Source organism: Paraburkholderia bannensis NBRC 103871, from assembly GCF_000685015.1.
Taxonomy (GTDB): domain Bacteria; phylum Pseudomonadota; class Gammaproteobacteria; order Burkholderiales; family Burkholderiaceae; genus Paraburkholderia; species Paraburkholderia bannensis.
Genome location: NZ_BAYA01000014.1, coordinates 218,099 through 244,098, shown reverse-complemented (window position 1 = coordinate 244,098; position 26,000 = coordinate 218,099). Strand labels below are relative to the sequence as shown.

Below are 26,000 nucleotides of genomic sequence, written 5' to 3'. Positions count from 1 at the left end.
GCGGCGCATTTTACGACACGATGCGCGGCATTTTCCTACAGGATTTTGGGAGACACTTCAGACAGCCGTCCTGGCGCATCGGAAAGCATCACGCGTAAAAATAAACGCACGATCGTTCGCATAACGTCGGATTGCCGTACACTGTGACGCTCAAGCCGGATCCAATGACTGACGTACCACGACAGGAGACACGATGCGCGCAATTCGCTGCAACCAGTTCGGGCCGCCCGACACGCTCACACTCGAAGATCTGCCCGACCTCGTGCCGGCCCCCGGCCAGGTGGTGATCGACGTGAAGGCGGCCGCCGTGAATTTCCCGGACGTCCTCATCATCGAGAACAAGTATCAGATGAAGCCGCAACTGCCCTTCACGCCAGGCGCCGAAGTCGCGGGCATCGTGCGGGCCGTGGGCGCAGGCGTGAAGATCGCACCGGGCACGCGCGTCGTGGCGTATGTGGGCAACGGCGGCTATGCCGAGCAGGCGATTGCCGACGCATCGGCCTGCGTGCCGCTGCCCGATGCCGCCGATTTCGCGACGGCCGCCGCTTTCACGCTCGCCTACGGCACGTCGCATCACGCCGTGGTTGACCGCGCACAACTCAAGGCCGGCGAGACGATGCTCGTGCTCGGCGCAGCGGGTGGCGTGGGCCTGGCGGCGGTGGAAATCGGCAATGTGCTGGGCGCGCGCGTGATCGCTGCCGCATCGAGCGAAGAGAAACTCGACGTGTGCCGCCGCTTCGGCGCCGACGCCACCATCAACTACAGCACCGAAGACTTGCGCGAGAGCATCAAGGCGCTCACCGACGGCAAGGGCCCGGACGTGATCTACGACCCGGTCGGCGGCATTTACGCAGAACCGGCGTTTCGCAGCATCGGCTGGCGCGGCCGCTATCTCGTGGTCGGCTTCGCCAATGGCGAGATCCCCAAGCTGCCGCTGAACCTCGCGCTGCTCAAGGGCGCGAGTCTCGTCGGCGTGTTCTGGGGCGACTATGCGCGCCGCGAACCGCAGAACAATGCGGCGGCGTTCGCCCAGATGGTCGGCTGGATCGGCGAAGGCAAGCTCAAGCCTTATGTCTCGAAGCGCTACAAGCTGGCCGATTCGGCGCAGGCGCTCAAGGACATGGCGTCGCGCAAGGTGACCGGCAAAATCATCATCGAGCCTTGAGCGGCGCTTGCCGATCGTTTGCCAATTTCGTGGCACAGAATGAAAAAGGCTCGCAAGGAATGACCTGCGAGCCTTTTTCTTTTGCTGCTTTCAGCGTACTTGTCGCGCGCGTGGCCTTACACGATCTGTTGCTCGCGCAACCGTGCGATCTGCGGCGCGTCGTAGCCCAGCGATTGCAGAACCTCGTCGGTATGCTCGCCCAGTTCCGGGCCGAGCCAGCGCGTGTCGCCAGGCGTCGCGGAAAGCTTGGGCGTGACGCCGGGCAGCGCGATGTCGATACCCTCTTCGTTCGACTCGCCCGGCTTCTGCCAGCGGAACTGCTGGATCATCTGGCGCGCGGCGAACTGCGGATCGGTGAACATATCGGCCACGCTGTAGATGCGGCCCGCGGGCACGTCGGCGGTGTTGAGCACGTCGAGCGCTTCGTCGATGGTGCGCGTCGAGAGCCACTGCGCGATCGCACCGTCGATTTCCGCAGTGCGCGGCACGCGGCCATCGTTATGCGCGAGCGCCGGATCGCTGGCGAGATCGGTGCGATCGATCGCCGTCATCAGGCGCTTGAAAATCGGATCGCTATTGCCGCCGATCACGATGCTGCCGTCGCGGCACGGATACGTATTGGACGGCACGATGCCGGGCAGCGACGCGCCGGTGCGCTCGCGCACCATGCCGTAGACGCCGTACTCGGGCACCACGCTTTCCATCATGTTGAACACGGCTTCGTAAAGCGCGACATCGACGATCTGGCCGCTGCCGCCGTTCATGTTGCGGTGATGGAGCGCCATCATCGCGCCGATCACGCCATGCAGCGCCGCGATCGAATCGCCAATCGAAATACCGATGCGCGGCGGCGGCAACTCCGGATAGCCGGTGATGTGGCGCAGGCCGCCCATCGATTCGGCGATGGCGCCAAAGCCCGGGCGGTCGCGATACGGGCCGCTCTGGCCATAGCCGGACAGGCGCACCATCACGAGACCGGGATTGTCCTTCGAGAGCACGTCATAGCCCAGGCCGAGCTTTTCCAGCAGGCCGGGCCGGAAGTTTTCGATCACGATGTCGGCTTCCTTCGCCAGACGCCGCACGATTTCCTTGCCCTCTTCGGCCTTGAGATTGACCGTCACCGACTTCTTGTTGCGCGCCTGCACCGCCCACCAGAGCGAGGTGCCGCCCGCTTCCGGCCAGAGCTTGCGCCATTTGCGCAGCGGATCGCCGCCTTTCGGATCTTCGATCTTGATGACGTCGGCGCCGAATTCGCCGAGAAAACGCGCCGCGAACGGGCCCGCGATCAGCGTGCCGAGTTCGAGCACTTTCACGCCCGCGAGCGGGCCGCTTGCGGGTGCTTTCGCCTGGCTATCGGCGGCGTCGTGGGATCGGTCTGCGCTCATGGGTCTCCTGGAATGTCGCTTGTTTTGCTTTGGGCGCGTGGGCGTTACATCGAACGCCGGTCGAGCATGGCGCGCGCGATGGTGCCCGCATCGACATATTCGAGTTCGCCGCCCACCGGCACGCCGCGCGCGAGGCGCGTGACGGCAAGGCCGCGCGCCTTGAGCGCCTGGCCGAGGTAATGGGCCGTGGCCTCGCCCTCGTTCGTGAAGTTGGTCGCCAGCACGACTTCCTTGACGACGCCGTCGGAGGCGCGCTTCACGAGCCGGTCGAAATGAATCTCTTTGGGGCCGATGCCGTCGAGCGGACTCAGGTGCCCCATCAGCACAAAATACAGGCCGCGCCAGGTCATGGTCTGTTCGAGCATGATCTGGTCGGCGGGCGTCTCGACGACGCAGAGCAGCGTGGGATCGCGCTCTTCATCGAGACATGTTTCGCAGACCTGAGCTTCGGTGAAGGTGTTGCACTTCTCGCAATGCTTCAGGTGGTCGGTCGCGAACAGCAGCGCCTGGCCGAGCTTTTCGGCGCCTTCGCGATCGTGCTGCATCAGGTGATAGGCCATGCGCTGCGCCGACTTCGGCCCAACGCCGGGCAATACGCGCAGCGCCTCGACAAGCGCCGCCAGGGCGGAAGGTTGTTTCATGCGGATTCAGCGTGGTGAAACCAAAAAACGTGCGCAGCGGACAGGCAAAAGGCAACGCGCGCGACGATCCTGGAACCGTCGCGCGCGAAGCGCCGCTTAGCCTTCGGGCCGTGCGGCGCGCGTGCCTTAGAACGGCATCTTGAAGCCCGGCGGAATCGGCAGGCCGGCGGTCATGCCGCTCATCTTTTCCTGCGACGTGGCTTCGGCCTTGCGCACAGCGTCGTTGAACGCAGCGGCGACGAGGTCTTCGAGCATGTCCTTGTCGTCGGCGAGCAGGCTCGGGTCGATCGACACGCGGCGAACGTCGTTACGGCACGTCATCGTGACCTTGACGAGACCGGCGCCAGCCTGACCCTCGACTTCGATCTGGGCGAGCTGTTCCTGCGCCTTCTTCATGTTTTCCTGCATCTGCTGGGCTTGCTTCATCAGCCCGGCGAGTTGGCCTTTCAACATTTCATTGCTCCTTCTGGATCATGGTGATTCAGTGTGTCACTCGCGCGCGCGGCACCGAAGCGCCGCACGGCGCAATTCAATGGGCGGCCTGGCTGCCGCCCTGCGCGGCTTCGGGCACGATCGGCCGGATCGAACCGGGCACGATGCTCGCGCCGAAGTCGCGAATCAGTTGCTGCACGAACGGATCGGCGCCGATGTCGCGTTCGGCGTCGCGCTGGCGCTCGGCGCGCATCGCGGCGTCCAGCGCGGCGGCCGTGCGGCGCGCCGGGCCGACCGTCACGTCGAGCTCGACCGTCTTGCCGAGGCTTTCGGCGAGCGCCGCCTTGAGCTTCGCGACCTGCGAGGCCTCCGCGTACTGCGGAACCGGCACGCTCAGCTTCAGCACGCCGTTATCGAGCGCGGTGAGTTCGCTGTTGAACGCGAGCTGGTACGAAATGCCCTTGAGCGGCAGCGTCGCGGCCAGCGCCGGCCAGTCGCCCGTGAAGCCGATGGCGTCGAGCGGGATGCCCGGCGGCAGCTTGCTCACGTCGACCACGGCCGCCGACGGAGCTGCGGGCGTTGCTGCGCGCGGCGCGGCGGATTCGCTCTCGAAGGACGAAGAAAAACCGTCATCGGGTGACGAGAAATACGCATCGTCGGCGCCGAGCGGCACGTAATCGTCCGGCGGAATATCGTCCCACTGCGGTGCGCCGGAAGCGTCCTGCGACGCGTTCGACTGACGCGCGGGCTGGCGTGCCTGCGCTTGCTGCGCGGCGGCGGCGCGGCGCGCGGGATCCGGCGTCGGCACCTTGACTTCCATGCGCGGCGCGGCGGGCTTCTGGGCCGTCGGGGTTGCGGGGGCGGCCGCCGCTGCGCGTGCGCCGCGCTCCGGCGAAATCCGCAGGCCCTTGTTGCGCAGAACGTCGAGCGCGGCGCTCGCGCCGCCCGCAGCGCGCGGTGCGGGCGCTACGGGTTCCGCTGCGGCTTCTGCCGTTGCGGGTGCGGGTGCGGGCTGCACTACGGGTTCAGGTTCAGGCGCGGGCGCAATTGCGACCGGAGCGACCGGAGCCGGTGCGGCTGCTTCAGTCGTCGATTCGCTCGCAGCGGCGGGTGCCGCTTCGTCTTCCCAGGGCGGCACGATGCGCGGTTGCTGCGCGCCTGCCTCTTGTTGCACGGCGGCGGGCTTTGCAGCTTCGACCGTCGGCGCTTGCTCGCGTACTTCCGCCTGGACTTCGACGCGCGGCGCGGCGACAGGCGCAACCGGCTTCGGTGCGACCACACGCTCAACCGGCGCAGCACTCGCAGCCGACGTGGCGGCGACCGCACGAGCACCCCCCACGGCCGCTGGCTTCGACACAGGCGCACTGCCCACACTGCCCGCACTCGTCGACGGTTCGAACGCCAGCATGCGCAGCAGCGTCATCGTGAACCCGGCGTATTCGTCGGGCGCGAGACCCAGTTCGCTACGTCCCAGCGTGGCGATCTGATAGAAAAGCTGAACCTGCTCAGGGCTCAACGCTTCGGCGAAACGACGCAGATCGTCGGCTTCCGGCCACTCGTCGAGCACCGACGCCGGCGCGAACTGCGCCCACGCGATGCGATGGAACAGGCTCGCCAGATCCTGCAGCGCCGTCGAAAACGACAGGCTGCGCAGCGCCATTTCATCGGCGATTGCCAGCACCTGAGCGCCGTCGCCCGCAACCAGCGCGTCGATCAAGCGGATCAGGTAGCTCTGGTCGAGCGCGCCGAGCATGCCGCGCACCGCTTCTTCCGTCACCTGATTGGCCGAATAGGCGATCGCCTGGTCGGTCAGCGACAGCGCGTCGCGCATCGAGCCGTCGGCCGCGCGCGCGAGCAGACGCAGCGCCTGCGACTCGAACTCGACCTTTTCTTCGCCAAGAATGTGCGTGAGATGCTCGACGATATTGCCGGCCGGCATCTGCTTCAGGTTGAACTGCAGGCAGCGCGACAGAACCGTGACCGGAATCTTCTGCGGATCGGTCGTCGCCAGAATGAACTTGACGTGCGGCGGCGGTTCTTCCAGCGTCTTCAGCATCGCGTTGAAGGCGTGGTTCGTGAGCATGTGCACTTCGTCGATCATGTAGACCTTGAAGCGCGCATCCACCGGCGCGTAGACGGCGCGCTCAAGCAGCGCAGCCATTTCGTCCACGCCGCGATTGCTCGCCGCGTCCATTTCGACGTAATCGACGAAACGGCCCTCGTCGATTTCCCGGCACGCGCGACACACGCCGCAGGGCTTCGACGTCACGCCCGTCTCGCAATTGAGCGCCTTGGCGAAGATACGCGAGAGCGTCGTCTTGCCCACGCCGCGCGTGCCCGTGAAGAGATACGCGTGATGGAGACGGCCGCCGTCGAGCGCATGCGTGAGCGCGCGCACCACGTGCTCCTGTCCGACGAGCGAAGCGAAATCCTTCGGTCGCCACTTGCGTGCGAGAACTTGATAGGTCATCCGGAAATTGTATCAGCAACGCCCGCGCGCTCCGATGAATCGAAAGGCGGGCAGCGCCTTGCGTACGGGCGTGTCGGGCAGATGGCGCGACATGCTCACCCCACCTGATAAGCATGCAAAATCGACGAACGACGCGCAAAGCGAAAACGCACAGGTACTGCACGCGTCATCACGGCGCACACACTGCGAATCACTTGGGGGATAAAGCTGAAAAAACCAGGGAGGTACAGCAGAAGAAAGTTGAAGGTGACGAGCCCGACCCTCGGCACTGGCGGAAAACGGCTGTGGCTGCTTCGTTCCCGACCTGACCAGGTTGACCGCCCCACCATGCGAGGAGGCCCGTCACGTCGCATTCTAACACTGGATACCCCGTCTTGAGAATGCCGCACTGCAAAACTCTTCGAATCCGCGAAAAATTGCCCTTTGAAGCGACGCTCGGTATGCCCTTGCAAAGCCGCGCCGCAGCACCATATCGACAACAAGAAATGCATGCGGGCGCACGTATCCGCATGAGTTGTCCACCCACGCGGCACAAAATTCGCGCACGATCGGTATGCCGGGAAGGCGCGAATCAGCAGCAATGCGCCGCGAAATATGCGGGAAACCCTGCTGGCGGTATGCGTACTATCACCGTCGGCAACGCATAGGGATTTAGGCTAAACTGGCGGCGACCTATCGTCAGGAAAGCCCTGGCGAGTGGATCCGGAGCCGCCCGGCGCTGGCTGGGCATCCCCGGAACTATTTTGAGTTTTGGTGTATCGTGGCGAGCAATTCAATCAGCCTCGATCCGAAAGAGGTACTTAGACAATGAGCGAACAAATCAAGCACATCAGCGACGCATCGTTCGAACAGGACGTCGTGAAATCCGATAAGCCCGTGCTGCTGGACTTCTGGGCCGAATGGTGCGGCCCTTGCAAAATGATCGCGCCGATTCTCGACGAAGTCGCGAAGGATTACGGCGATCGCCTGCAAGTCGCAAAGATCAACGTCGACGAACATCAGTCGACGCCGGTGAAGTTCGGCGTGCGCGGCATCCCGACGCTGATCCTCTTCAAGAACGGCGCCGTCGCGGCGCAAAAGGTTGGCGCACTCTCGAAGTCGCAACTGACCGCGTTCCTGGACAGCCACCTGTAAAAAGCGCGCGCCGCTGGCATCGACGCTGGCGACCCGTTTGCGCCATTTGCGCCCGGCCGGGCGACTCACCTCCCCGGCTTCATCCGATTCAAATAACGAATACGGGATGACTGAATGGCGCTGACAATTGCGCTGACTACCGCAACAAGCGGCGCATACGCTAGAATGCACGGGCGTATGTTGTCCATCGACAACATACGCCCGAAAACATGCTGAAACATGCCGTTGGCCTCCACTGACGGTTTTTGGCGTGTGCTATGCTAGAATTCATAAAGCGTCTACCCGGCGCCCTTATATAAGTCCTTGAGCGGTTCCGCTCGCTTCTTTTCCCCCTGACTTCTTTTCGTCGCTCCCTTCCCGACGGGTTCTCCGTATGCATCTTTCCGAGCTCAAGTCTCTGCACGTGTCCGAATTGATCGAGATGGCCAATGGCCTCGAGATCGAAAATGCGAACCGCCTGCGCAAGCAGGAACTCATGTTCGCGATTCTCAAAAAGCGCGCCAAGACGGGCGAAACGATCTTCGGTGACGGCACGCTCGAAGTGCTCCCGGACGGCTTCGGCTTCCTGCGCTCGCCGGAAACCTCGTATCTCGCCAGCACGGACGATATTTACATCAGCCCGTCGCAGATCCGCCGCTTCAACCTGCACACCGGCGACACGATCGAAGGCGAAGTGCGCACGCCGAAGGACGGCGAACGCTACTTTGCGCTCGTGAAGGTGGACAAGGTCAACGGCCAGCCGCCTGAGGCCTCGAAGCACAAGATCATGTTCGAGAATCTCACGCCGCTGCACCCGAACAAGGTGCTGCTGCTCGAGCGTGAGATGCGTGGCGAAGAAAACGTCACGGGCCGCATCATCGACATGATCGCGCCTATCGGCAAGGGTCAGCGCGGCCTGCTGGTCGCGTCGCCCAAGTCCGGCAAGACCGTGATGCTTCAGCACATCGCGCACGCCATCAAGCAGAACCACCCCGACGTGGTGCTGTTCGTGCTGCTGATCGACGAGCGTCCGGAAGAAGTGACGGAAATGCAGCGTTCGGTGGCGGGCGAAGTGATCGCCTCGACCTTCGACGAACCGGCTGCGCGTCACGTGCAGGTCGCCGAAATGGTGATCGAAAAGGCCAAGCGCCTCGTCGAAATGAAGCACGACGTCGTGATTCTGCTCGACTCGATCACGCGTCTCGCGCGTGCGTACAACACGGTCGTGCCGGCTTCGGGCAAGGTGCTGACCGGCGGTGTGGACGCCAACGCGCTGCAACGTCCGAAGCGCTTCTTCGGCGCGGCACGTAACATCGAAGAAGGCGGTTCGCTGACCATCATCGGCACGGCGCTGATCGAAACCGGCAGCCGCATGGACGACGTGATCTACGAAGAGTTCAAGGGCACCGGCAACATGGAAGTGCACCTCGAGCGCCGTCTCGCGGAAAAGCGCGTCTATCCGTCGATCAACCTGAACAAGTCGGGCACGCGTCGCGAAGAGCTGCTGATCAAGCCGGACATCCTCCAGAAGATCTGGGTGCTGCGCAAGTTCATCCACGACATGGACGAAGTCGAAGCCATGGAATTCCTGCTCGACAAGATTCGCCAGACGAAGAACAATTCCGAGTTCTTCGACATGATGCGCCGCGGCGGCTAAGCCCTGCCCTTGCTGCATCATTGATGTATCGCAAACGCCCGCTTATGCGGGCGTTTTTGTTTGCGCGTCGACATCACTCTGTGCGCGGCGCCACACCTCAACCTGAACGTGAACGTTCACGTTGATCTATAATCGGCGCGGTGTTTTCTTCGCCGGATCAGACCGGCCCTCTGTCGATGCCCAGCCACGCCACCGCGCTGCTGACGGTGCGCGACGCCGCCGAACGGCTTGGCGTCACGCCCCGCACGCTCAAGTATTACGAGGAACGCGGCCTCGTCACGCCCACCCGCAGCGAGGGTCGTTACCGCCTTTACGACGAGCAGGATCTCGAACAGTTCGGCCGCATCCTGCGGCTACGCGCGCTCGGTTTTTCGCTGCACGGCATCACCGAAATGCTCAAGCGGCCGCTGGAAACCGTGGGCGATGGACGGCGGCGCTATTCGCAGGAATCGCTACAACAGATCGCGGACGCGCTGGAACAGCAGATCGGCACGCTCGACGCCCGCATCGCCGATGTGCGCCGCGAGCTGAAGGAAGCGCAGACCGTGCGCGCCGAACTCGCTGACGACCTCGACTATCTGAAACGCCGCCTCGCGGGCGAGCCCTCGGAAGCGCTGATCGACGAACGTCTCGCCGCCACGCGCCGGCGCAAGCAGGTCGCTCAGGCGCACGACAGCCTCGCGCGCGCGGACGCGCAGCGCGCCACGCCCGCGAACGCTCGCAGCGGCAATCACGCACGCAGCAAGACCGGCACCGCACGCAAGGCGAAATCGGCGCAAAGCCGCAACGGCGACGACGGAGGCGACTCAGCATGAGCAGCATCCCGACCCGCGCGCCGCTATTCAGCGCCGCACGCCTGCGCGGCGATTTTTTCCCGTGGGTGCTCGCGCTCGCGACCGGCCTCGACTACTACGACAACGCGATTTTTTCCTTTTTCACGAGCTACATCGCGGGCGGCATCAACGCCTCGCCCGATGAGCTCGTATGGTCGTCCAGCGCCTACGCCGTGGGCGCGGTGCTCGGCATCCTGCAGCAGCAATGGTGGGTCGAGCGCGTCGGCTATCGGCGTTATGTGGCGGGCAGCCTGTTGTTCTATTCGGCGGGCGCGATGGCCGCAGCGCTATGCGAATCGTCGATCGAACTGGCCTTCGCGCGCGGCTTCCAGGGCTACTGCATCGGCCCGATGATGGGCACCTGCCGCATCCTCATCCAGATTTCCTTCACGCCGCAGCAACGTCCCGTCGCAACGCGTGCATTCCTGATCCTGATTGTCCTGTCGAGCGCACTCGCGCCGCTCATGGGCGGCTGGCTGCTGGCGCATTTCGACTGGCGCGCGCTCTTTGCGTTTTGCGCGCCGGCCGGCGTTCTCTATGCCGTCCTGGCCCTGCTCGCGCTCCCCGATACGGGCCTCGTACAGCCCGAGGAGCGCGGCGATACGCACGTCTGGCCTTACATCATCTTCGCATTCGCGCAGGCCGCCTTGCAGATCGCCATGCAGCAGGTGCGCTTCGAGTTGTTCAGCGGCTCGCCCGGCATCGTGCTTCTCACGGTTGCGGGCATGGCGGCGCTCGCATGGTTCGTGTGGCACCAGTGGCACCACCCCAAGCCGCTCATGAGCTTGCACGCATTTCGCGAGAAGCCGTTCCGCGTGGGCTTGCTGCTCTACATGCTCTACTACTATCTGACGACAGCGCTGAGCTACCTGGTTTCCCGTCTTCTCGAAGGCGGCCTGAACTATCCGGTCGAGAACGCCGGACGGCTTACCGGCGTGACCTCGCTGATCTCGGCGACGGCGCTGTTCCTCTATTTCCGCTACTCGAAATACGTCACGCACAAGAAGTGGATCATCGTGCCGGGCTTCGTGCTGGCGGCCTTCATCTGCTTCTGGATGACGCACCTCACGCCCGATACGAGCGAAAGCTGGCTGATCTTCCCGCTGCTGCTGCGCGGCCTGCTGCTGCTCTTTATCGTGCTGCCGGTGGCGAACCTGACGTTCCGCGTGTTTGCCATCGAGGAATACACCCACGGTTACCGCCTGAAAAACGTCATGCGTCAATTGACGATGTCGTTCGCGACCGCCACGGTTATCATCCTCGAGCAGCACCGGCTGGCGCTGCACCAGACCCGGCTCGTCGAATTCGTGAATCCGCTCAATCCGATCTTCCAGAACACTTACGCGACGCTCGTGCACGCCTTCGAAGGCATGGGGCGCGCGCCCGGCGAGGCGCAGGGGCTGGCGATCGCGCAGGTGAGCCGGATGGTCGCGCAGCAGGCCAGTTTCCTGAGTTCGCTCGACGGGTTCTATTTTCTGATCGGCGTGGCCATCGTCGGCGGCGTGTTCGCGGCGTGGCAAAAGCAGATCGACTGAACGACTGAACAACGTAGCCCGATGCTTTCGAAACTGACCCACTGGTTCGGCGAGCGCCGCCGCGAAAAGGCGCTGCGCAGCCATGCGATCGACGATGCGCTCTGGCAGGCCACGCTCGCCGGACTGCCATTTCTGGCTCACCTCGACGCCGCCGATCTCGCGCGCCTGCGCGAACTCACGAGCCTCTTTCTCGCTCAGAAGGAGTTCACCACGGCGCACGAACTGGAACTGACCGACCAGATCGCCGTGGCGATCGCGGTGCAGGCCTCGCTGCCGGTGCTCAATCTCTCGCTCGATCTCTACAAGGGCTGGGTGGGCGTCACGATCTATCCGGGCGAGTTCATCATCCGCAAGACCGTCGAGGACGAGGACGGCGTCGTCCACGAGGTCGAGCACGACGCGAGCGGCGAAGCGTGGGAAGGCGGCCCGGTGCTGCTGTCGTGGGAAGACGCGCAGATGACCGACGGCAGCGACGCCTACAACGTCGTAATCCACGAATTCGCGCACAAGATCGACATGCTCAACGGCGAAGCCAACGGTCATCCTCCCCTTTTTCGCCGCTGGCACGCGCCGCTCGACGCCCAGGCGTGGGCCGACGTGTTCGACAACGCCTACGATCAATTCTGCGACAAGGTGGATGCGGTGCCGGAGCGCCGCTGGGCCCGTTTCGAGCGCGATTCGCTGATCGATCCCTATGCCGCGGATCATCCGTCCGAGTTCTTCGCGGTGTGCAGCGAGGCGCTGTTCGTCAAGCCGCAGGCGTTCGAGGCCGAATATCCGGAGCTTTACCGGCTGCTCGCGCGCTATTACCGCCAGGATCCGGCGCGCGTAGGCGCGCTGGCGGGGGCGGACACTGCGCACTGACCGTCGTCGCGGCGCTCAAATAATCGCCAACCGGCTGATTTTCTGGCATAATCGCCGTTTTTCGACCTTGGGCAAGTGGCTCGCGCCTGATTCCGCCAGGATTCAGGCAAGGGTGCCGGTACTGCATAGGGCAGCCGGGCTCGCGGGTTGGCTACCGCCAGATTTGAGGATTAATCATGAAAGCAGGCATTCACCCGGATTACCGCGAAGTTCTGTTCATCGACGTTTCGAACGATTTCAAGTTCGTGACCCGTTCGACGATCCAGACGCGCGAAACCGCAGAATTCAACGGCAAGACCTACCCGCTCGCAAAGATCGAAGTCTCGTCGGAATCGCACCCGTTCTACACGGGCACGCAGAAGATCATGGACACGGCCGGCCGCGTCGAGAAGTTCAACAAGAAGTTCGGCGCACGCGCCACGGGCAAGGCAACGAAGTAAATCTTCGTCGCACCGGCTTCACGCCGGTGCCCAGACAAAAAGGGCAGCCTACGCTGCCCTTTTTTGTTGCCCGCTCACAATCCGCGCGCACCGTGTGTTCACTATTTGCGCGTTGCGTGAGTAAGGCACAGACAGATTCATTGCGTCTACACCCAGCCTGCGCCGTGACGCGCGCTGGCGCGCCCGGCTAGAATGCCGGATGCTCCCGACCGGGCGCAGGCACGTCAATCGCGGCAAGCATTTGCCTTGACGTCGGCCCGCCGGTTCGCTTACCCGATTCTTTCGTATTGCATGAAGCCTGCCATTCGCCTGACCGCCTCCGCCACCAGCGCCCTGCCGCGCTGGCTGCTGCTGACCATCACCATCGTCTTCGCGTCGTTCGGCCTGTTCGGCCGCGATCCGTGGAAGAACGAGGATGCGGCGGGCTTCGGCGTGATGTGGACGATGGCCGGCGGCACCTCGCACGACTGGCTGCTGCCCAACCTCGTCGGCAAGTATGTGACCGAGAACGGCCCGCTGGGCTATTGGCTTGGCGCGCTGTGTATCCGCATCTTTGCGCCGTGGGTCGATGCGAGCAACGCCTCGCGCGTCGCCACAGGCCTGCTGTTCTGTTTCGCCTGCGCGTTCGTCTGGTACGGCGCCTATCTGCTCGGCCGCCGCGCCGAGGTGCAGCCGTTCAAGTACGCCTTCGGCGGTGAACCCGAGCCGCGCGACTATGGCCGCACGCTGGCCGACGGTGCGCTGCTGATCCTGCTGGGCTGCTTCGGCCTCGCCGAGCGCGGTCACGAAACCACCCCGCAGTTGATGCAGTTCCTCGGCATTGCGATGCTGGTGTACGGCCTCGTGCGCGCCATCGACAAGCCCATTCAGGGCGCTGTCTGGTGGGGCCTGGCGCTGGGCGTCGTGATGCTGTCGAGCGGCCCGGTGCTGGTGGGCGCGCTGCTCATCGGCACGCTGGCGATGCTGGCGATCGCGCCGGAGACGCGTTCGCGCTGGCTGCTCGTAGCCGGGCTGCCCGTAGCGCTCGTGGTCGGCTTTTCGTGGCCGTTGATCGCGCTGCACGCCTTTCCGGACGACGCCGTGTGGTTCCTCAACCAGTGGGCGCGCACCAACGTCAACGCCTTCGCGGGCCCACCGGGATCGGTGCTGCGCTATGCGGCCAAGAACCTGCCGCTCTTCACGTGGCCCGCGTGGCCGCTCGCGATCTGGGCGTGGGTGAGCTGGGCCGGCCTGCGCCGCGCGCCGCACATCGCGATTCCGCTTTCGGTGATCGTGCCGCTCCTGGTGCTCGTGGTCGTGCAGAGCCACGAAACCAATCGCCTCTTCATGCTGGTGCTGCCCGCGCTGTCGGTGCTCGCGACCTTCGCGCTGCCCACGCTCAAGCGCGGCGCGATCAACGCAATCGACTGGTTCGCCGTGCTGAGCTTCACGATCCTCGGCACCTTCGTGTGGCTGGTCTGGCTGGCGGGCATGACGGGCTTCCCCGCGCCGCTTGCGCGCAACCTCGCGCGTCTCGTACCGGGCTTCGCACCGCAGTTCAAGATTCTCTCGTTCGTCTGCGCCGTAGGCGTGACGCTGTGCTGGATGGCACTCGTGCAATGGCGCGTGGCGCGTCATCCGAAGGTGCTGTGGCGCAGCGTCGTGCTGTCGAGCGGCGGCACCACGCTGATGTGGGTGCTGCTGATGACGCTCTGGCTGCCGGTCGTCAACTACAGCCGTACGTACAAGGACGTCGCGCAGCAGATTTCCGCGCACCTGCCTGCCGACTATCAGTGCATCTCGCCGGTGCGTCTGGGCGATGCGCAGATCGCCACCTTCGCCTACTTCGGCAAGATGCATTTCTCGTTCGACGAGGACTGCGACGTGATCCTGCGCCAGGACACCCAGGACTACGGCGAACCCAGTTCGATGTCGAACTTCGTCTGGAAGCTGGTCTGGGAAGGCCGCCGCGCCGCCGACCGCGACGAGCGCTTCCGCCTCTACGTGCGCATCGACCGCCCGCAGCCGCCGCTCAAGAAGCACGTATGGCGCAAGCGCCCCGATTGAGGCGGCTGTGACCACGACCTTCCTCGGCGACGTCCGGCGCATCGCCGGCCTCGCCTGGCCGGTGCTGGTCGGCCAGCTCGCGATCATCGCGTTCGGCGTGATCGACACGGCGATGGTGGGTCGCTATTCGGCACTCGACCTCGCGGCGCTCGGGCTGGGATCGTCGATCTACATTTCGGTTTATATCGGCCTCACGGGCATTCTTTCGGCGTTGCAGCCGGTCGCCGCGCAGCTCTATGGCGCGCAAAAGGACGCCGAGATCGGCGAGGAAGTGCGCCAGGCCTTCTGGCTCGCGCTCGTGCTGATGGTGGTCGGCTGCACGATCCTCTATTTCCCCGGCCCGCTGCTCGACCTCGCGCGCGCGCCCGAAGCGCTGCGCGATCGCACCATCGGCTATCTGCGGCTGCTGTCCTTCGGGCTGCCCGCGGGGCTTGCATTCCGCATCTATAGTTCGCTCTCGAATGCAGTCGGCCGCCCTCGCCTCGTGATGTTCCTGCAGGTGGGCGCGCTCGCGATCAAGGTGCCGCTCAATACGTGGCTGATCTTTGGCGGCCTGGGCGTCCCCGCGCTGGGCGGCCCGGGCTGCGCGCTCGCCAGCACGTCGATCAACTGGGCGCTCGCGCTGTGCGCCGCCATCGCCTTCACGCGCATCGACGTGTTCGCGCCGTTCGAGATCTTCAGGCACTTCTGCTGGCCGGTCTGGAAGCGCCAGGCGGAGTTGCTTAAGCTCGGCATTCCGATGGGGCTGTCGTACCTCATCGAAGTGACGTCCTACACCTTCATGGCGATCTTCATTGCGCGCCTGGGCACGACGACGCTTGCGGGCCACCAAATCGCCGGCAACATGGGTGCGGTGCTTTACATGACGCCGCTGTCGATTGGCGTGGCGACGTCGACGCTGGTGGCGCAGGCGCTGGGCGGCAACCGGCCCGCCGAAGCGCGCACGCTCGCACGGCACGGCGTGATGACGGCCGTGGCGATTGCCTGCTGTTATGGCGCGATCGTGTTCGTGCTGCGCCCGCTCCTCATCGGCGGCTACACGCCCGATCCTGCGGTCGCCCTGGCCGCCATGCCGCTCGTCGCGATCGTGACGGTCTATCACGTGTTCGACGCGTTGCAGATCACGACCGCGTTCGCCTTGCGTGCGTACAAGGTCGCCGTGGTGCCGACGGTCATCTACGCCATCGCGCTTTGGGGCGTGGGGCTGGGCGGCGGCTATGCACTGGGCTTCGACGTGTTCGGCACCCTGCCCGCCTGGGCGACCGGCGCGCGCGGCTTCTGGATCGCCAATGCGGCGAGCCTGGTGATCGCCGGCGCGGGGCTAGGGGTCTATCTGTCGCGCGTCAGCACGCGCTATCTGCGAAACGAAGCTTGAAGGTGGCTGGGCGCGCGAGGCGCGCCTGATCTGATTACGCCCGCGCTTGGCTGTTAGTTGCAGAACAACCCGGCGCAGGCGTACCGGTTCAAATCGTCCTGCGCGCGGCCTCCACGGTCTGCGCCGCATGATACGAGGAGCGCACCAGCGGCCCCGCCACGACCTCGCGAAACCCCATCCCTAGCCCCAGCTCGCGCAGCGCCGCGAACTCGTCCGGATGCAGGTAGCGCTGCACGGGCAGGTGATAGCGCGAGGGCGCGAGATACTGCCCGATCGTCAGCACCTCTACGTTGTGCCCGCGAAGATCGCCCAGCGTCGCCCGCAATTGCTCGTCGGTCTCACCCAGCCCCACCATCAGCCCCGACTTCGTGACCAGCGCCGGATTGGCCGACTTCGCCAGCGCGAGCAGATCGAGCGAGCCGCGATAATCCGCGCCTGGGCGCGCCGCGCGATACAGCGACGGCACGGTTTCGATGTTGTGGTTGAACACATCGGGCCACGCGGCCGACAACGCATCGAGCGCGCGCCCAATGCGTCCACGAAAATCCGGCGTCAGGATCTCCACGCCAATGCCCGGCACGCGTGCGCGCACCTGCTCGACGCACTGCGCGAAATGCGCCGCGCCGCCGTCACGCAGATCGTCGCGATCGACCGACGTAATCACGACATGACGCAGGCCGAGCGCCGCGACCGCTTCCGCCAGATGCGCGGGCTCGTCGGCGTCGAGCGGTGCGGGCCGTCCGTGCGCCACGTCGCAAAACGGACAGCGCCGCGTGCACAGGCCGCCCATGATCATGAACGTGGCCGTGCGCTGCGCGAAGCATTCGCCGATGTTCGGGCACATCGCTTCCTCGCAGACCGAATGCAGCCGATGCTCGCGCAGCACCGTAGCCACCTCCGCGACCGTCGTGCTCATGAGCGGGCGCGCGCGCAGCCACGGCGGTTTGGGCAATGCCGCACCCGCCGGCGCGGGCACGATCTTCACCGGGATGCGCGCGAGCTTCTCGCGGCTGCGCAGGCCGTGCTGGCCGAGCGCGGTGTCGCCGGGCGACGTCACTTCAGACACGGCCTCGTTCATCGTCGTCAGCCTCCGGCTTCGAAAAAAGCCTTGAGCAGCCGGTTGACCTCGGCGGCAGCCTCCATCTGCACCATATGCCCCTTGCCCGCGATCACCTCGACGCCGACCGTGGGCGCAAGCCCTTGTGCGTGCTTCGCCGGAATGATCTGGTCAGCCTCGCCCCAGATCACCAGCACCTTCGGCGCGAGCGTCGACAGCCTGTCGCGGAACACACGCCGCTGCGCACCGCCCTCGAACGCCTGCGCCGAAATCTTGCGCAGCGCATCCTGCACGCCTTCGAGCCGCTTGTACTTCACGAGATCCTCGACGAGCTGACGCGTCACCAGCGCCGGATCGGCGAACAGCTTCGTCACGTGCGGCTTGAGCGCATTGCGGTTCGCCGCGGCAACAAAGCCGTCGATATACGCGCCGTCGATCTCGTCGCCAAGTCCCGCACTCGCGATCAACGCGAGCGAAGCGACACGAGCGGGCGCGCTTTCGGCCACCGCCATCGCCACCGCGCCGCCCAGCGAATGGCCAACCAGATGCGCGCGCCCGATTTCCTGCGCATCGAGAAACGCGCTCACGCTCTGCGCCAGTTCATCGAGCGCGCCGCTCTCCAGCGCCTTGCCGGATTCGCCATGTCCCGGCAAATCGAGCGCCCAGACGGTGCGCCCGGCAGCCAGATCGGCGTGATTGAAAAGCCAGTTGTTGAGATCACCGCCGAAGCCGTGAATCAGCACGACCGGCGTGCCGCTGCCCTCGCCCAGCTTCAGCCAGCGCACCGTGCGCCCGCCGATCTGCGCTTTCTCCGGCTGCGGGCCGGCGTCCGCGTCGCCCGCTTTCGCGGGCACGAAATCGCGCTGGAACTCGCTCACGGCCACATCTATTTCGGCATCCGAAGTGTCAGCGTCTGCGACGACGCCCAGCAGCGCGCCCACCGGCAGCGTGTCGCCCTCCTGCGCAACCTGGCGCCGCAGGATGCCGTCGAACGCGCATTCGACGCCCGAGGCGATCTTGTCCGATTCGACGTCGAGCAGTTCCTCGCCCTTCTTGACCTTGTCGCCGGTGGACTTGAGCCAGCCGTTCACCTGGCCCTGCTCCATCGACAGGCCCCATTTGGGCATCGTGATCATATTGATCGGCATAACGTCAGCTCCTTGCGGCGCGCGCGGCTTCGGCGATCTGCTCCGCCGATGGGATGTAGAGGTCTTCGAGCGAGGCCGCGAACGGCACGGGCGTATGCGGCGCGGTCACCATGCCGACGGGCGCCTTGAGATCGCGAAACGCCTTGCTTGCGACCAGCGCCGCAATGTCCGTGGCAATCGAGCAGCGCGGATTGGCCTCGTCCACGACCACGACGCGCCCGGTGCGCTGCACGCTTTCGAGAATGGTGTCCTCGTCGAGCGGCGAAGTCGTGCGCAGGTCGATCACGTCGGCTTCAATGCCTTCTTTCGCAAGCTTTTGCGCGGCGTCGAGCGCGTAATGCACCATGCGCCCATACGTGACGAGCGTGATGTCGTCGCCGTCGCGCACGATGTTCGCTTCGCCGAACGGAATCGAATACGACTCCTCGGGCACATCGCCTTCCATCGTGTAGAGCAGCTTGTGCTCGCAGAAGATGACGGGGTCGTTGTCGCGGATCGCCTCGATCATGAGGCCCTTCGCATCGTACGGCGTGGCCGGGCAAACGACCTTGAGACCCGGAATATGCGTGAACAGCGAGGTCAGCATCTGCGAATGCTGGGCCGCCGCGCGCAGCCCCGCGCCGCACATCGTGCGGATCACGACCGGCGTCACCGCCTTGCCGCCGAACATATAGCGAAACTTCGCGGCCTGATTGAAGATCTGGTCGAAGCACACGCCCATGAAGTCGATGAACATCAGCTCCGCCACTGGACGCATGCCGCACGCTGCCGCGCCCACCGCCGCGCCGATGAAACCGCCTTCCGAGAGCGGCGTGTCGAGCACGCGCCCCGGAAACTTGCCGTACAGCCCCTTCGTCACGCCGAGTACGCCGCCCCACGCGTCCTGCTCGCCGGGCGCACCCGCGCCGCCCGCGTTGTCTTCGCCCATGACGATCACGCTGTCGTCGCGCGCCATTTCCTGGGCCAGCGCTTCGTTGATCGCCTGCGAATACGTAATTTTGCGTGCCATTTTCGTCTCCTTGATCTGGAATCCTGATGATTGTCCGGCGATGGGTTCAGGGATACGACACGTACACGTCCGTGAGCAGCGCTTCGGGTGACGGCAACGGCGCGGCCTTTGCCTTCGCCACCGCGTCGTCGATCAGCGCCTGTACTTCGGCGTCCACCTTGCGCAGATCGTCGGTGCTGGCCAGTTCCGCGCGCACCACCCGCTCCTCGAAACGCTTCAGGCAATCCTTTTCCTCGCGCAGCTTCTGCACTTCGCCGGGCGCGCGATAAGTCTGCGCATCGCCCTCGAAGTGGCCGAAATAGCGCGACAGTTTCATCTCGACGAGCGTCGGGCCGCCGCCGCTGCGCGCCCGCGCAATCGCTTCGCCCAGCGCTTCATGGACGGCGAAGAAGTCGAAACCATCGACGATCACGCCAGGCATGCCGAAGCCGTTCGCGCGGTCGGCGATATTGTCGGCGGCAACCGACCACGTCGACGCCGTCGCTTCCGCATAGCCGTTGTTCTCGGCGACGAAAATCACCGGTAAGCGCCAGACCGTGGCCAGGTTCATCGATTCAAAAATCACGCCCTGATTCGAGGCGCCATCGCCGAAGAAGCACACGCCCACGCCGCCGGTTTTCTTGTGCTTCGCCGCGAGCGCCGCGCCGCAGGTCAGCGGCCCGCCCGCGCCGACGATGCCATTCGCGCCCAGCATGCCCTTGGCGAGATCGGCGATATGCATCGAGCCGCCCTTGCCCCGGCAGGAACCGGTCGCGCGGCCGTAGATCTCGGCCATCATCTCGCGCACGTCCACGCCCTTGGCGATGCAATGACCGTGGCCGCGATGCGTGGTGGCCACGTAATCGGCGTCGTTCAGGTGGCTCATGACGCCGACCGCCGACGCCTCCTCGCCCGCATAGAGGTGCACGAAACCGGGGATCTCGCCGGTCGCGAATTCGGTGTGCAAGCGCTCCTCGAATTCGCGGATCGTGCGCATCGAGCGATACGCTTTCAGCAACTGCTCCTTGTTCAACTGGCTTGACATGGTTGTCTCCTGTCGATAAGACACTGTGTATGCCTGCTGTACTGCAACTGGCGGCGTCAATGGAACGTGAAGCCGCCGTCCACGTTGACCGACTGGCCCGTGACGTTGTCCATCGTCGCGAAGAACAGGGCGAGCCGTCCCATGTCCTGCGGCGTCTGCGCGCGGCCTTGCGGAATCAGCGTGAGCTGATGGCGCTGCCACGACGCCTCCACGCTTTCGCCAGCGTTCTTCCATTCGTCGGAAAGGCGATCCCACATGTAGGTGCGCACGATGCCAGGACAGATCGCATTGACGGTGATGCCTTCGCGCGCGACCTCCTTCGCGAGCGCGTTGGTGAAGCCGACCACGGCGAACTTCGATGCGCTGTAATGCGCGAGATTCGGGAAGCCCTCCTTGCCCGCAATCGACGCGACGTTGATGATGCGGCCGCGCTTTTGCGCGAGCAGATGCGGCAGCGCCGCCTTGCAGCCGAGGAACGTGCCCTTGGCGTTGACGTCCATGACGAAGTCCCAGTCCTTTTCCGATAGCTCGGAGACCGGATGAATCGAGATCACGCCCGCGCAGTTGACGAGAACGTCCAGCCCGCCAAGATCCTTGATGGCGCGCGCAACCATCGCTTCGACCTGCGCCGCCTGCGTGACGTCGACCTGGCAGGTGACGACGCGGCGGCCGAGTTCGCGCACCTCCTTCGCAGTTGCCGCAAGCGGCTCTTCAAGCAGGTCGGCGAGCAGCAGGTCTGCCCCGGCCTGCGCGAGCGTGAGCGCAATGCCGCGACCGATGCCGCGCGCACCGCCGGTGACGATCGCCACCTGGCCTTTGAGCGGTTCTTCCATGCGGATGTCTCCTTTTCGTTGGGTTGTTCAGCGCGCGACGGGATCGCGCATGAGTTGATGCGAAGCCGCGTAGCGCAACGTGCGCGCGACATCGACGGTCAGCGGGCCGTGCCAGTCGAGCGTCACCTCGTAGCGGTCGCCGCGCGCCGGCTCGATTTCGCGCTCGCCGTCGAAGGCCAGCGTGCCGTGCCCCGCGTCGAGTGGCAGCGCCATGCCCACTTCGAGGCGCTGGCAGGTGCGCATCGTCACGCGCTCGATGCGGCCCGGCGCGATGGGGGCGATCAGCGGCACGCCCTCCTGCGACTGCGCAGCGCCGTGCGCGAAGGTCATGTGCAGGCCATGTGCGGCGTCGCGGCCGACAGGCGCCCAGGCGCCGCCGATCGCCGCGAGGCCGATGCCATCGGCAGGCGCAAAGGCCAGAAACAACGCTTCGATATCCGAACTACTGGAAATCGCCCGGGCGCCGATGAACGGCTGGCGCGATACGCAGATATCGACGAGCGCGATCTCCTCCCGGCCGCGGCTCGGGCCTTCGATGCAACGCGCGACCAGCCGCTTGTTGCGCACCAGCGCGGTCTCGGCGGGCACCGCGCCGGTCGCCACAAGCGCGCCCGCGAGGCCCGCGACAGTGGCTTCGCGCAGTTCGGGGAAAGCGTTGTTGGTGCCGGTGGACAGCGCGATCAGCGGGGTCGCACCGCAGTGCGCAGCCACGGCGCGATGGGTGCCGTCGCCGCCCAGCACGGCGATCAGCGCAACCGGCTCGCGCACCATGTGAGCGACGCCCGTATGGGTATCGGCGACGCTGTCGTTCATGGGCAGATCGACGAATTCGACCAAGGGCCAGCGCGCGCGAGGATCGATGGCGGCGTGCGTCTCCAGCGCGCGCAGCACCAGCGCCGCGACGCCGGTGCGATCGCGCAGCGTGAGCACGCGCTCGACGCCCAGCGCGCCAAGACCGGCCAGCAGCCGCACGACCATGTTGGCTTTTTCCGCTGTCGGGAAGACGGAAGCATGCGTAGTGAGGCGGCGAATATCACGACCCGATGCCGGGTTCGCGATCACGCCTACGGTCACGGGCGTCGTCACGGGCGTTGTCTCCTGTCCATGCGTCGCCAGGCGCGCATGGACTTCTGGTGTGGGCGCTGATGCAGCGTTTTCGCGCCTTGAATGCCGTCACTCTCTGCAAGCGTTATGCCAATCGCTCGGAAGCGCTTCGGTCGATTCGGCAAAGGCTTTTGCCGTGGGCGTTTGCGGGCAATGCGCCCGGGTTGCGGCGAGAACGCCGGTAGCCGCGAGCGCGTCTCATGCGACGGCGCCCAGCGAATCGCGCACGGCCGCGCTCACGCCCCGCGCCGGAACGCATCGCCGGAAAGGCCCGCCAGAAGGGCTTGCCCGGCAATCGACCTGCGTCTCAACGGCAGGCCGGAACGCCTTGAGACGATCGTCTCAGCCGTCTCGCTTGCTGCGCTGCGGTGTGATCGCGCGCGGCGAATGTGCTACAAAAGGTCGCGCCGCCCGCGTCCGCAAGCGCGCCGCGCCTTGCCTGGAACCGCCTGGAACCGCTCATGCCCTACGCTCTTGCGCCCACCCGCCACGCCGAACGCGTGCGCGGGGCCGTTGAAGGCCGGCTGCCCGCGCCGTCCGACTCGCCGCGCCTTGTGTCGTCATGGCAGCGCTCGTTCGAGCGCTATCAGCTCGATCCCGGCTCGGTGATCGGGCCACGCGTGCTGAGCGCCGCCGAGCTGCGCGAGATTCGCGACCGCGAGGAAGCCTTCCTGCGCGCCTCGGGCCAATGCCTCACGCGTCTGCACGAAACCGTGCGCGACGCCGATTACTGCGTGATGCTCACCGACGCGCACGGCGTCACCATCGATTCGCGCATCGACCGCGAACGCCGCAACGACTTCAAGCACGCGGGCCTCTACGTCGGTTCCTGCTGGTCGGAAAGCGAGGAAGGCACGTGCGGCATCGCGAGCGTGCTCACCGATCTCGCGCCGATCACGGTGCACAAGACCGATCACTTCCGCGCCGCCTTCACGACGCTGACCTGCAGCGCCGCGCCGATCTTCGCGCCGGGCGGCGAACTGATCGGCGTGCTCGATGCGTCGGCGGTGCAGTCGCCCGACAACCGCGACAGCCAGCGCATCGTCAATCAGCTCGTGCGCCAGAGCGCCACGCTCATCGAGGACGGCTATTTTCTGCATCGCACCTCGGCGTGCTGGATTCTGTTCGGGCATCAGAACCGCAACTACGTCGAAGCGCAGCCCGAACTGCTGATCGCTTTCGACGAGAACGGCAACGTGATGGCCGCGAACCGGCGCGCGCGCGAATGCATCGCGGGACTCGACGCGCCGCGCCATATCGACGAGATTTTCGATTCCTCGCATGTACAGCTGCGCGATATCGGCCGGATCGAAGCGATTGCGGCGCTGCGCCTGCGCGCAAGCGGCGCGATGCTGTACGCGCGCATTCGTGCGCCGCTCGGGCGCGTTGCCTCGGCGGGCCAGCATGGCGCGACGCCGCTGCGCGATGTGCGCGCCGCACATCACGACGACGCGCACGAGCACGGCGCACTCGGCCCGTTTTTACGCAGCGCCGATGAGCGCGTCGCCGGGAACGCCCGCATCGCCCAGCGTGTCGCGGGCAAGCGCCTGCCGGTGCTGCTGCTCGGCGAAACGGGCGCGGGCAAGGAAGTCTTTGCGCGCGCGATCCACGATGCGGGGCCGCGCCGCAACCGGCCGTTCGTCGCCGTGAATTGCGGCGCACTGCCGGAATCGCTGATCGAGAGCGAGCTGTTCGGCTATGCGCCGGGCGCGTTCACGGGTGCGCGACGGCACGGCGCGCGCGGCAAGATCGCGATGGCCGATGGCGGCACGCTGTTTCTCGACGAAATCGGCGATATGCCGCTTGCGTTGCAGACGCGCCTCTTGCGCGTGCTCGCGGAAGGCGAAGTCTTGCCGCTGGGCGGCGAAGCGCCCACGCGCGTCGATCTCGACGTGATCTGCGCGACGCACCGCGATCTCGCGCGCATGGCCGCCGAAGGCAGCTTCCGCGACGATCTCTACTACCGCCTGTGCGGCGCGGTGCTCACGCTGCCGCCGCTGCGCGAGCGCCGCGATATCGCCACGCTGATCGACACGGTGTTCGCCGAAGAAGCGCAGGCCGCGGGCCGTCCGCTCGCGCTCGATGCGCAGCTTGCAGCGCGCCTCGCCGCGTTTGCGTGGCCCGGCAATCTGCGTCAGCTACGCAACGCGTTGCGCTACGCATGCGCCGTTTGCGACACGGTTCGCGTGGAGGCGCGGCATTTGAGCGCCGATCTCGCACCGCAATTGCCGCCGCCCGAACCCGGGGGCACGCGCCCAGTCTCAGCGCGCGACGCGGCAAGCGAAACCGATGAAGCGGACGAACGCGCGCGCATCCTCGCCGCGCTGACGGCGCATCGCTGGCGTCCCAATGCGGCTGCGGCCGCGCTCGGCATGTCGCGCGCGACGCTCTATCGGCGGGTGGCGAAGTTCGGCATCGTGGGCCCGCATCGGGCCTGAATCCAGCTTGTTTGCGGCCTGAAGCATGGTTCAGTCCAGCGCAATCGCACGCACCACCCTGGCGCACGCTGCCGCAGCCATCCTGCCGCACGAATGCACAGAAGTTTTAAATATTGTGCGGCGCGATTGTCTTGCCACGAAACCGTGGGTATAAATCGACCGCTTCCCGTCCACGGATACGCCAACTGTCCTATTCTTGTAGCGCAGCACCAACGACTGGATGCGTCGTCCGTTCCCGGCTAACCGAAATGCCCTCAATGGAGTGATTGCCATGCTCAAGAAGTTGCTGATGCTGTTCCTCGCAATTGGGTTCTCGCTGTCCGCCGCGCTCGCCATCGCGGGCGTCGAAGTCAACAGCGCCGATGAAACCGCGCTCGAATCGGTCAAGGGCATTGGCCCCGTGCACGCCAAGGCGATCATCGACGAGCGCACGAAAAACGGCCCGTTCAAGGACGCCGACGATCTGGTGAACCGCGTCAAGGGCATTGGCCCGAAGTCGGTGCAGAACCTGGAAGCCGCGGGCCTGACGATCAACGGCTCTTCCGCGCCGCCGGCGGGCAAGCCTGCAGCAGCGTCAAAGAGCAGCAAGAGCACGGCGGCGCCGGCGGCAACCACGGGCACGGCGCCCAACCCCGCCACGACCATGGCGCAAACCCCTGCTCCTGCCGCCACGACCGCGCCGCAAGCCGCATCGGACGCGAAGGCGAGCAAGTCCAAGGGCAAGAGCAAGAAGGACGCCGCCGCGAGCGCCGCCGCTGCTGGCTCCGCGGCCTCCGCGCCGGGCGCGGCTTCGGACGCCAAGGCCAAGAAGACCAAGAAGTCGAAGAAGAGCAAGGCGGCTTCGGATGCGGCCGCATCGGGTGCCTAAGAACATTGCGGCGCGCATGTCGCGCGCCGTCGTCATCACCGGCTGCGGCCCTCGCCACGGCCACTATTCAGAGAGATTGTCATGAGCCTGTTTGATACCCTCGGTTCCCTGCTCGGTTCGTCGCAACAGCAACAAGGCGGCGGCCAGGCCCAACTCCTCGCGCTGGCGATGGAATTCGTCAACAACCAGCCGGGCGGCCTGAACGGCCTCATCCAGAAGTTCCAGCAAGGCGGCCTCGGCGACATCGCGCAATCGTGGGTCGGCAACGGCGAAAACCAGGCGGTTTCCGCCGATCAACTGCATAACGTGCTGGGCTCCGACGTGGTGTCGGGCCTCGCGCAGAAGGTCGGCATGGAGCCGAGCCAGGTGAGCGGCCTGCTCGCCCAGGTGCTGCCGCACATCGTCAACGCGGGCACGCCGAACGGCGAAGTGCCGCAAGGCGGCCAGATCAACACCGAAAGCGTGCTGGGCACGCTCGGCGGCCTGGCTTCGCTGTTCGGCGGCAACAAGCAGGCCTGAGCGCCCCGCCCGTAATCAAGCGGCCATAAAAAAGGGCTCCCCGA

Annotated in this window: 21 protein-coding genes, 1 other RNA gene and 1 pseudogene; 12 read left to right on the top strand and 11 right to left on the bottom strand. The window is 65.5% G+C overall.

What is annotated here, in order from left to right:
- The first annotated feature begins 193 nt into the window (after positions 1-193).
- Positions 194-1,165, top strand: coding sequence for an NADPH:quinone oxidoreductase family protein (locus tag BBA01S_RS22245; protein ID WP_027818385.1), 972 nt, complete (start codon positions 194-196; stop codon positions 1,163-1,165).
- A 116-nt stretch (positions 1,166-1,281) separates the two neighbouring features.
- Here BBA01S_RS22245 and BBA01S_RS22240 read toward each other — a convergent pair whose 3' ends face one another.
- The 5 genes from BBA01S_RS22240 to ffs all read right to left on the bottom strand — a co-directional run bounded on the left by BBA01S_RS22240 (position 1,282) and on the right by ffs (position 6,437).
- The gene (locus BBA01S_RS22240) at positions 1,282-2,550 is read right to left on the bottom strand and encodes a CaiB/BaiF CoA transferase family protein (protein WP_027818384.1); all 1,269 of its coding nucleotides are present in this window, start codon (positions 2,548-2,550) and stop codon (positions 1,282-1,284) included.
- A gap of 44 nt (positions 2,551-2,594) precedes the next feature.
- The gene (recR, locus tag BBA01S_RS22235) at positions 2,595-3,191 is read right to left on the bottom strand and encodes a recombination mediator RecR (RefSeq protein WP_027818383.1); all 597 of its coding nucleotides are present in this window, start codon (positions 3,189-3,191) and stop codon (positions 2,595-2,597) included.
- Between the two features lie 126 nt (positions 3,192-3,317).
- Positions 3,318-3,644: a YbaB/EbfC family nucleoid-associated protein gene (locus BBA01S_RS22230; RefSeq protein WP_027818382.1), complete on the bottom strand. Its 327-nt coding sequence runs from the start codon at positions 3,642-3,644 to the stop codon at positions 3,318-3,320.
- Between the two features lie 76 nt (positions 3,645-3,720).
- Positions 3,721-6,093 carry a DNA polymerase III subunit gamma/tau gene (gene dnaX, locus BBA01S_RS22225; RefSeq protein ID WP_027818381.1) on the bottom strand — a complete coding sequence of 791 codons (2,373 nt, stop codon included), beginning with the start codon at positions 6,091-6,093 and terminating at the stop codon, positions 3,721-3,723.
- Between the two features lie 245 nt (positions 6,094-6,338).
- Positions 6,339-6,437: signal recognition particle sRNA small type (ffs, locus tag BBA01S_RS45500), an RNA gene on the bottom strand.
- Between the two features lie 463 nt (positions 6,438-6,900).
- Here ffs and trxA point away from each other — a divergent pair.
- The 8 genes and pseudogenes from trxA (at position 6,901) to BBA01S_RS22185 (ending at position 15,956) form a co-directional block, all read left to right on the top strand.
- Entirely contained in the window at positions 6,901-7,227 is a 327-nt protein-coding gene (gene trxA / locus BBA01S_RS22220) for a thioredoxin TrxA (RefSeq protein WP_027818380.1), read from the top strand.
- A gap of 373 nt (positions 7,228-7,600) precedes the next feature.
- Positions 7,601-8,863 carry a transcription termination factor Rho gene (gene rho / locus BBA01S_RS22215; RefSeq protein WP_027818379.1) on the top strand — a complete coding sequence of 421 codons (1,263 nt, stop codon included), beginning with the start codon at positions 7,601-7,603 and terminating at the stop codon, positions 8,861-8,863.
- A gap of 176 nt (positions 8,864-9,039) precedes the next feature.
- Positions 9,040-9,516, top strand: a pseudogene (locus tag BBA01S_RS42185) (MerR family transcriptional regulator); the annotation flags it as partial.
- A 158-nt stretch (positions 9,517-9,674) separates the two neighbouring features.
- Positions 9,675-11,231 carry an MFS transporter gene (locus tag BBA01S_RS22205; RefSeq protein WP_027818378.1) on the top strand — a complete coding sequence of 519 codons (1,557 nt, stop codon included), beginning with the start codon at positions 9,675-9,677 and terminating at the stop codon, positions 11,229-11,231.
- Positions 11,232-11,252: 21 nt separating this feature from the next.
- Positions 11,253-12,095 (top strand): M90 family metallopeptidase, encoded by an 843-nt coding sequence (locus BBA01S_RS22200; RefSeq protein WP_027818377.1) that lies wholly within the window; start codon positions 11,253-11,255, stop codon positions 12,093-12,095.
- 176 nt (positions 12,096-12,271) lie between these two features.
- A complete protein-coding gene (locus tag BBA01S_RS22195) occupies positions 12,272-12,535 on the top strand; it encodes a type B 50S ribosomal protein L31 (RefSeq protein ID WP_027818376.1) in 264 nt (87 codons plus the stop codon).
- Positions 12,536-12,826: 291 nt separating this feature from the next.
- Entirely contained in the window at positions 12,827-14,581 is a 1,755-nt protein-coding gene (locus BBA01S_RS22190) for an ArnT family glycosyltransferase (protein ID WP_027818375.1), read from the top strand.
- Between the two features lie 7 nt (positions 14,582-14,588).
- Positions 14,589-15,956: an MATE family efflux transporter gene (locus tag BBA01S_RS22185; protein ID WP_042297669.1), complete on the top strand. Its 1,368-nt coding sequence runs from the start codon at positions 14,589-14,591 to the stop codon at positions 15,954-15,956.
- Between the two features lie 88 nt (positions 15,957-16,044).
- On the opposite strand, the gene lipA is transcribed toward BBA01S_RS22185, so the two are convergent.
- Genes lipA through BBA01S_RS22155 form a run of 6 tightly spaced genes read right to left on the bottom strand, consistent with a single transcriptional unit; the run spans position 16,045 to position 22,113 of the window.
- A complete protein-coding gene (gene lipA / locus BBA01S_RS22180) occupies positions 16,045-17,034 on the bottom strand; it encodes a lipoyl synthase (protein ID WP_042297668.1) in 990 nt (329 codons plus the stop codon).
- A 5-nt stretch (positions 17,035-17,039) separates the two neighbouring features.
- Positions 17,040-18,161 (bottom strand): acetoin dehydrogenase dihydrolipoyllysine-residue acetyltransferase subunit, encoded by a 1,122-nt coding sequence (locus tag BBA01S_RS22175; RefSeq protein ID WP_027818372.1) that lies wholly within the window; start codon positions 18,159-18,161, stop codon positions 17,040-17,042.
- Between the two features lie 4 nt (positions 18,162-18,165).
- Complete coding sequence (locus BBA01S_RS22170) at positions 18,166-19,170, bottom strand: alpha-ketoacid dehydrogenase subunit beta (RefSeq protein ID WP_027818371.1); 1,005 nt, start codon at positions 19,168-19,170, stop codon at positions 18,166-18,168.
- Between the two features lie 46 nt (positions 19,171-19,216).
- Positions 19,217-20,194 (bottom strand): thiamine pyrophosphate-dependent dehydrogenase E1 component subunit alpha, encoded by a 978-nt coding sequence (locus tag BBA01S_RS22165; protein ID WP_027818370.1) that lies wholly within the window; start codon positions 20,192-20,194, stop codon positions 19,217-19,219.
- 56 nt (positions 20,195-20,250) lie between these two features.
- Entirely contained in the window at positions 20,251-21,027 is a 777-nt protein-coding gene (locus BBA01S_RS22160) for an SDR family NAD(P)-dependent oxidoreductase (RefSeq protein ID WP_027818369.1), read from the bottom strand.
- Positions 21,028-21,054: 27 nt separating this feature from the next.
- Positions 21,055-22,113 carry an ATP-NAD kinase family protein gene (locus tag BBA01S_RS22155; RefSeq protein ID WP_027818368.1) on the bottom strand — a complete coding sequence of 353 codons (1,059 nt, stop codon included), beginning with the start codon at positions 22,111-22,113 and terminating at the stop codon, positions 21,055-21,057.
- Between the two features lie 479 nt (positions 22,114-22,592).
- Between BBA01S_RS22155 and BBA01S_RS22150 the strand changes: the two genes are divergently transcribed.
- From BBA01S_RS22150 to BBA01S_RS22140, 3 genes are all read left to right on the top strand, one after another.
- On the top strand, positions 22,593-24,569 hold the full coding sequence (locus tag BBA01S_RS22150) for a sigma-54-dependent Fis family transcriptional regulator (protein WP_027818367.1): 1,977 nt from the start codon (positions 22,593-22,595) through the stop codon (positions 24,567-24,569).
- Positions 24,570-24,840: 271 nt separating this feature from the next.
- Positions 24,841-25,437, top strand: coding sequence for a ComEA family DNA-binding protein (locus tag BBA01S_RS22145; protein WP_027818366.1), 597 nt, complete (start codon positions 24,841-24,843; stop codon positions 25,435-25,437).
- Positions 25,438-25,518: 81 nt separating this feature from the next.
- Positions 25,519-25,956, top strand: coding sequence for a YidB family protein (locus tag BBA01S_RS22140; RefSeq protein ID WP_027818365.1), 438 nt, complete (start codon positions 25,519-25,521; stop codon positions 25,954-25,956).
- The last annotated feature ends 44 nt before the right edge of the window (positions 25,957-26,000 follow it).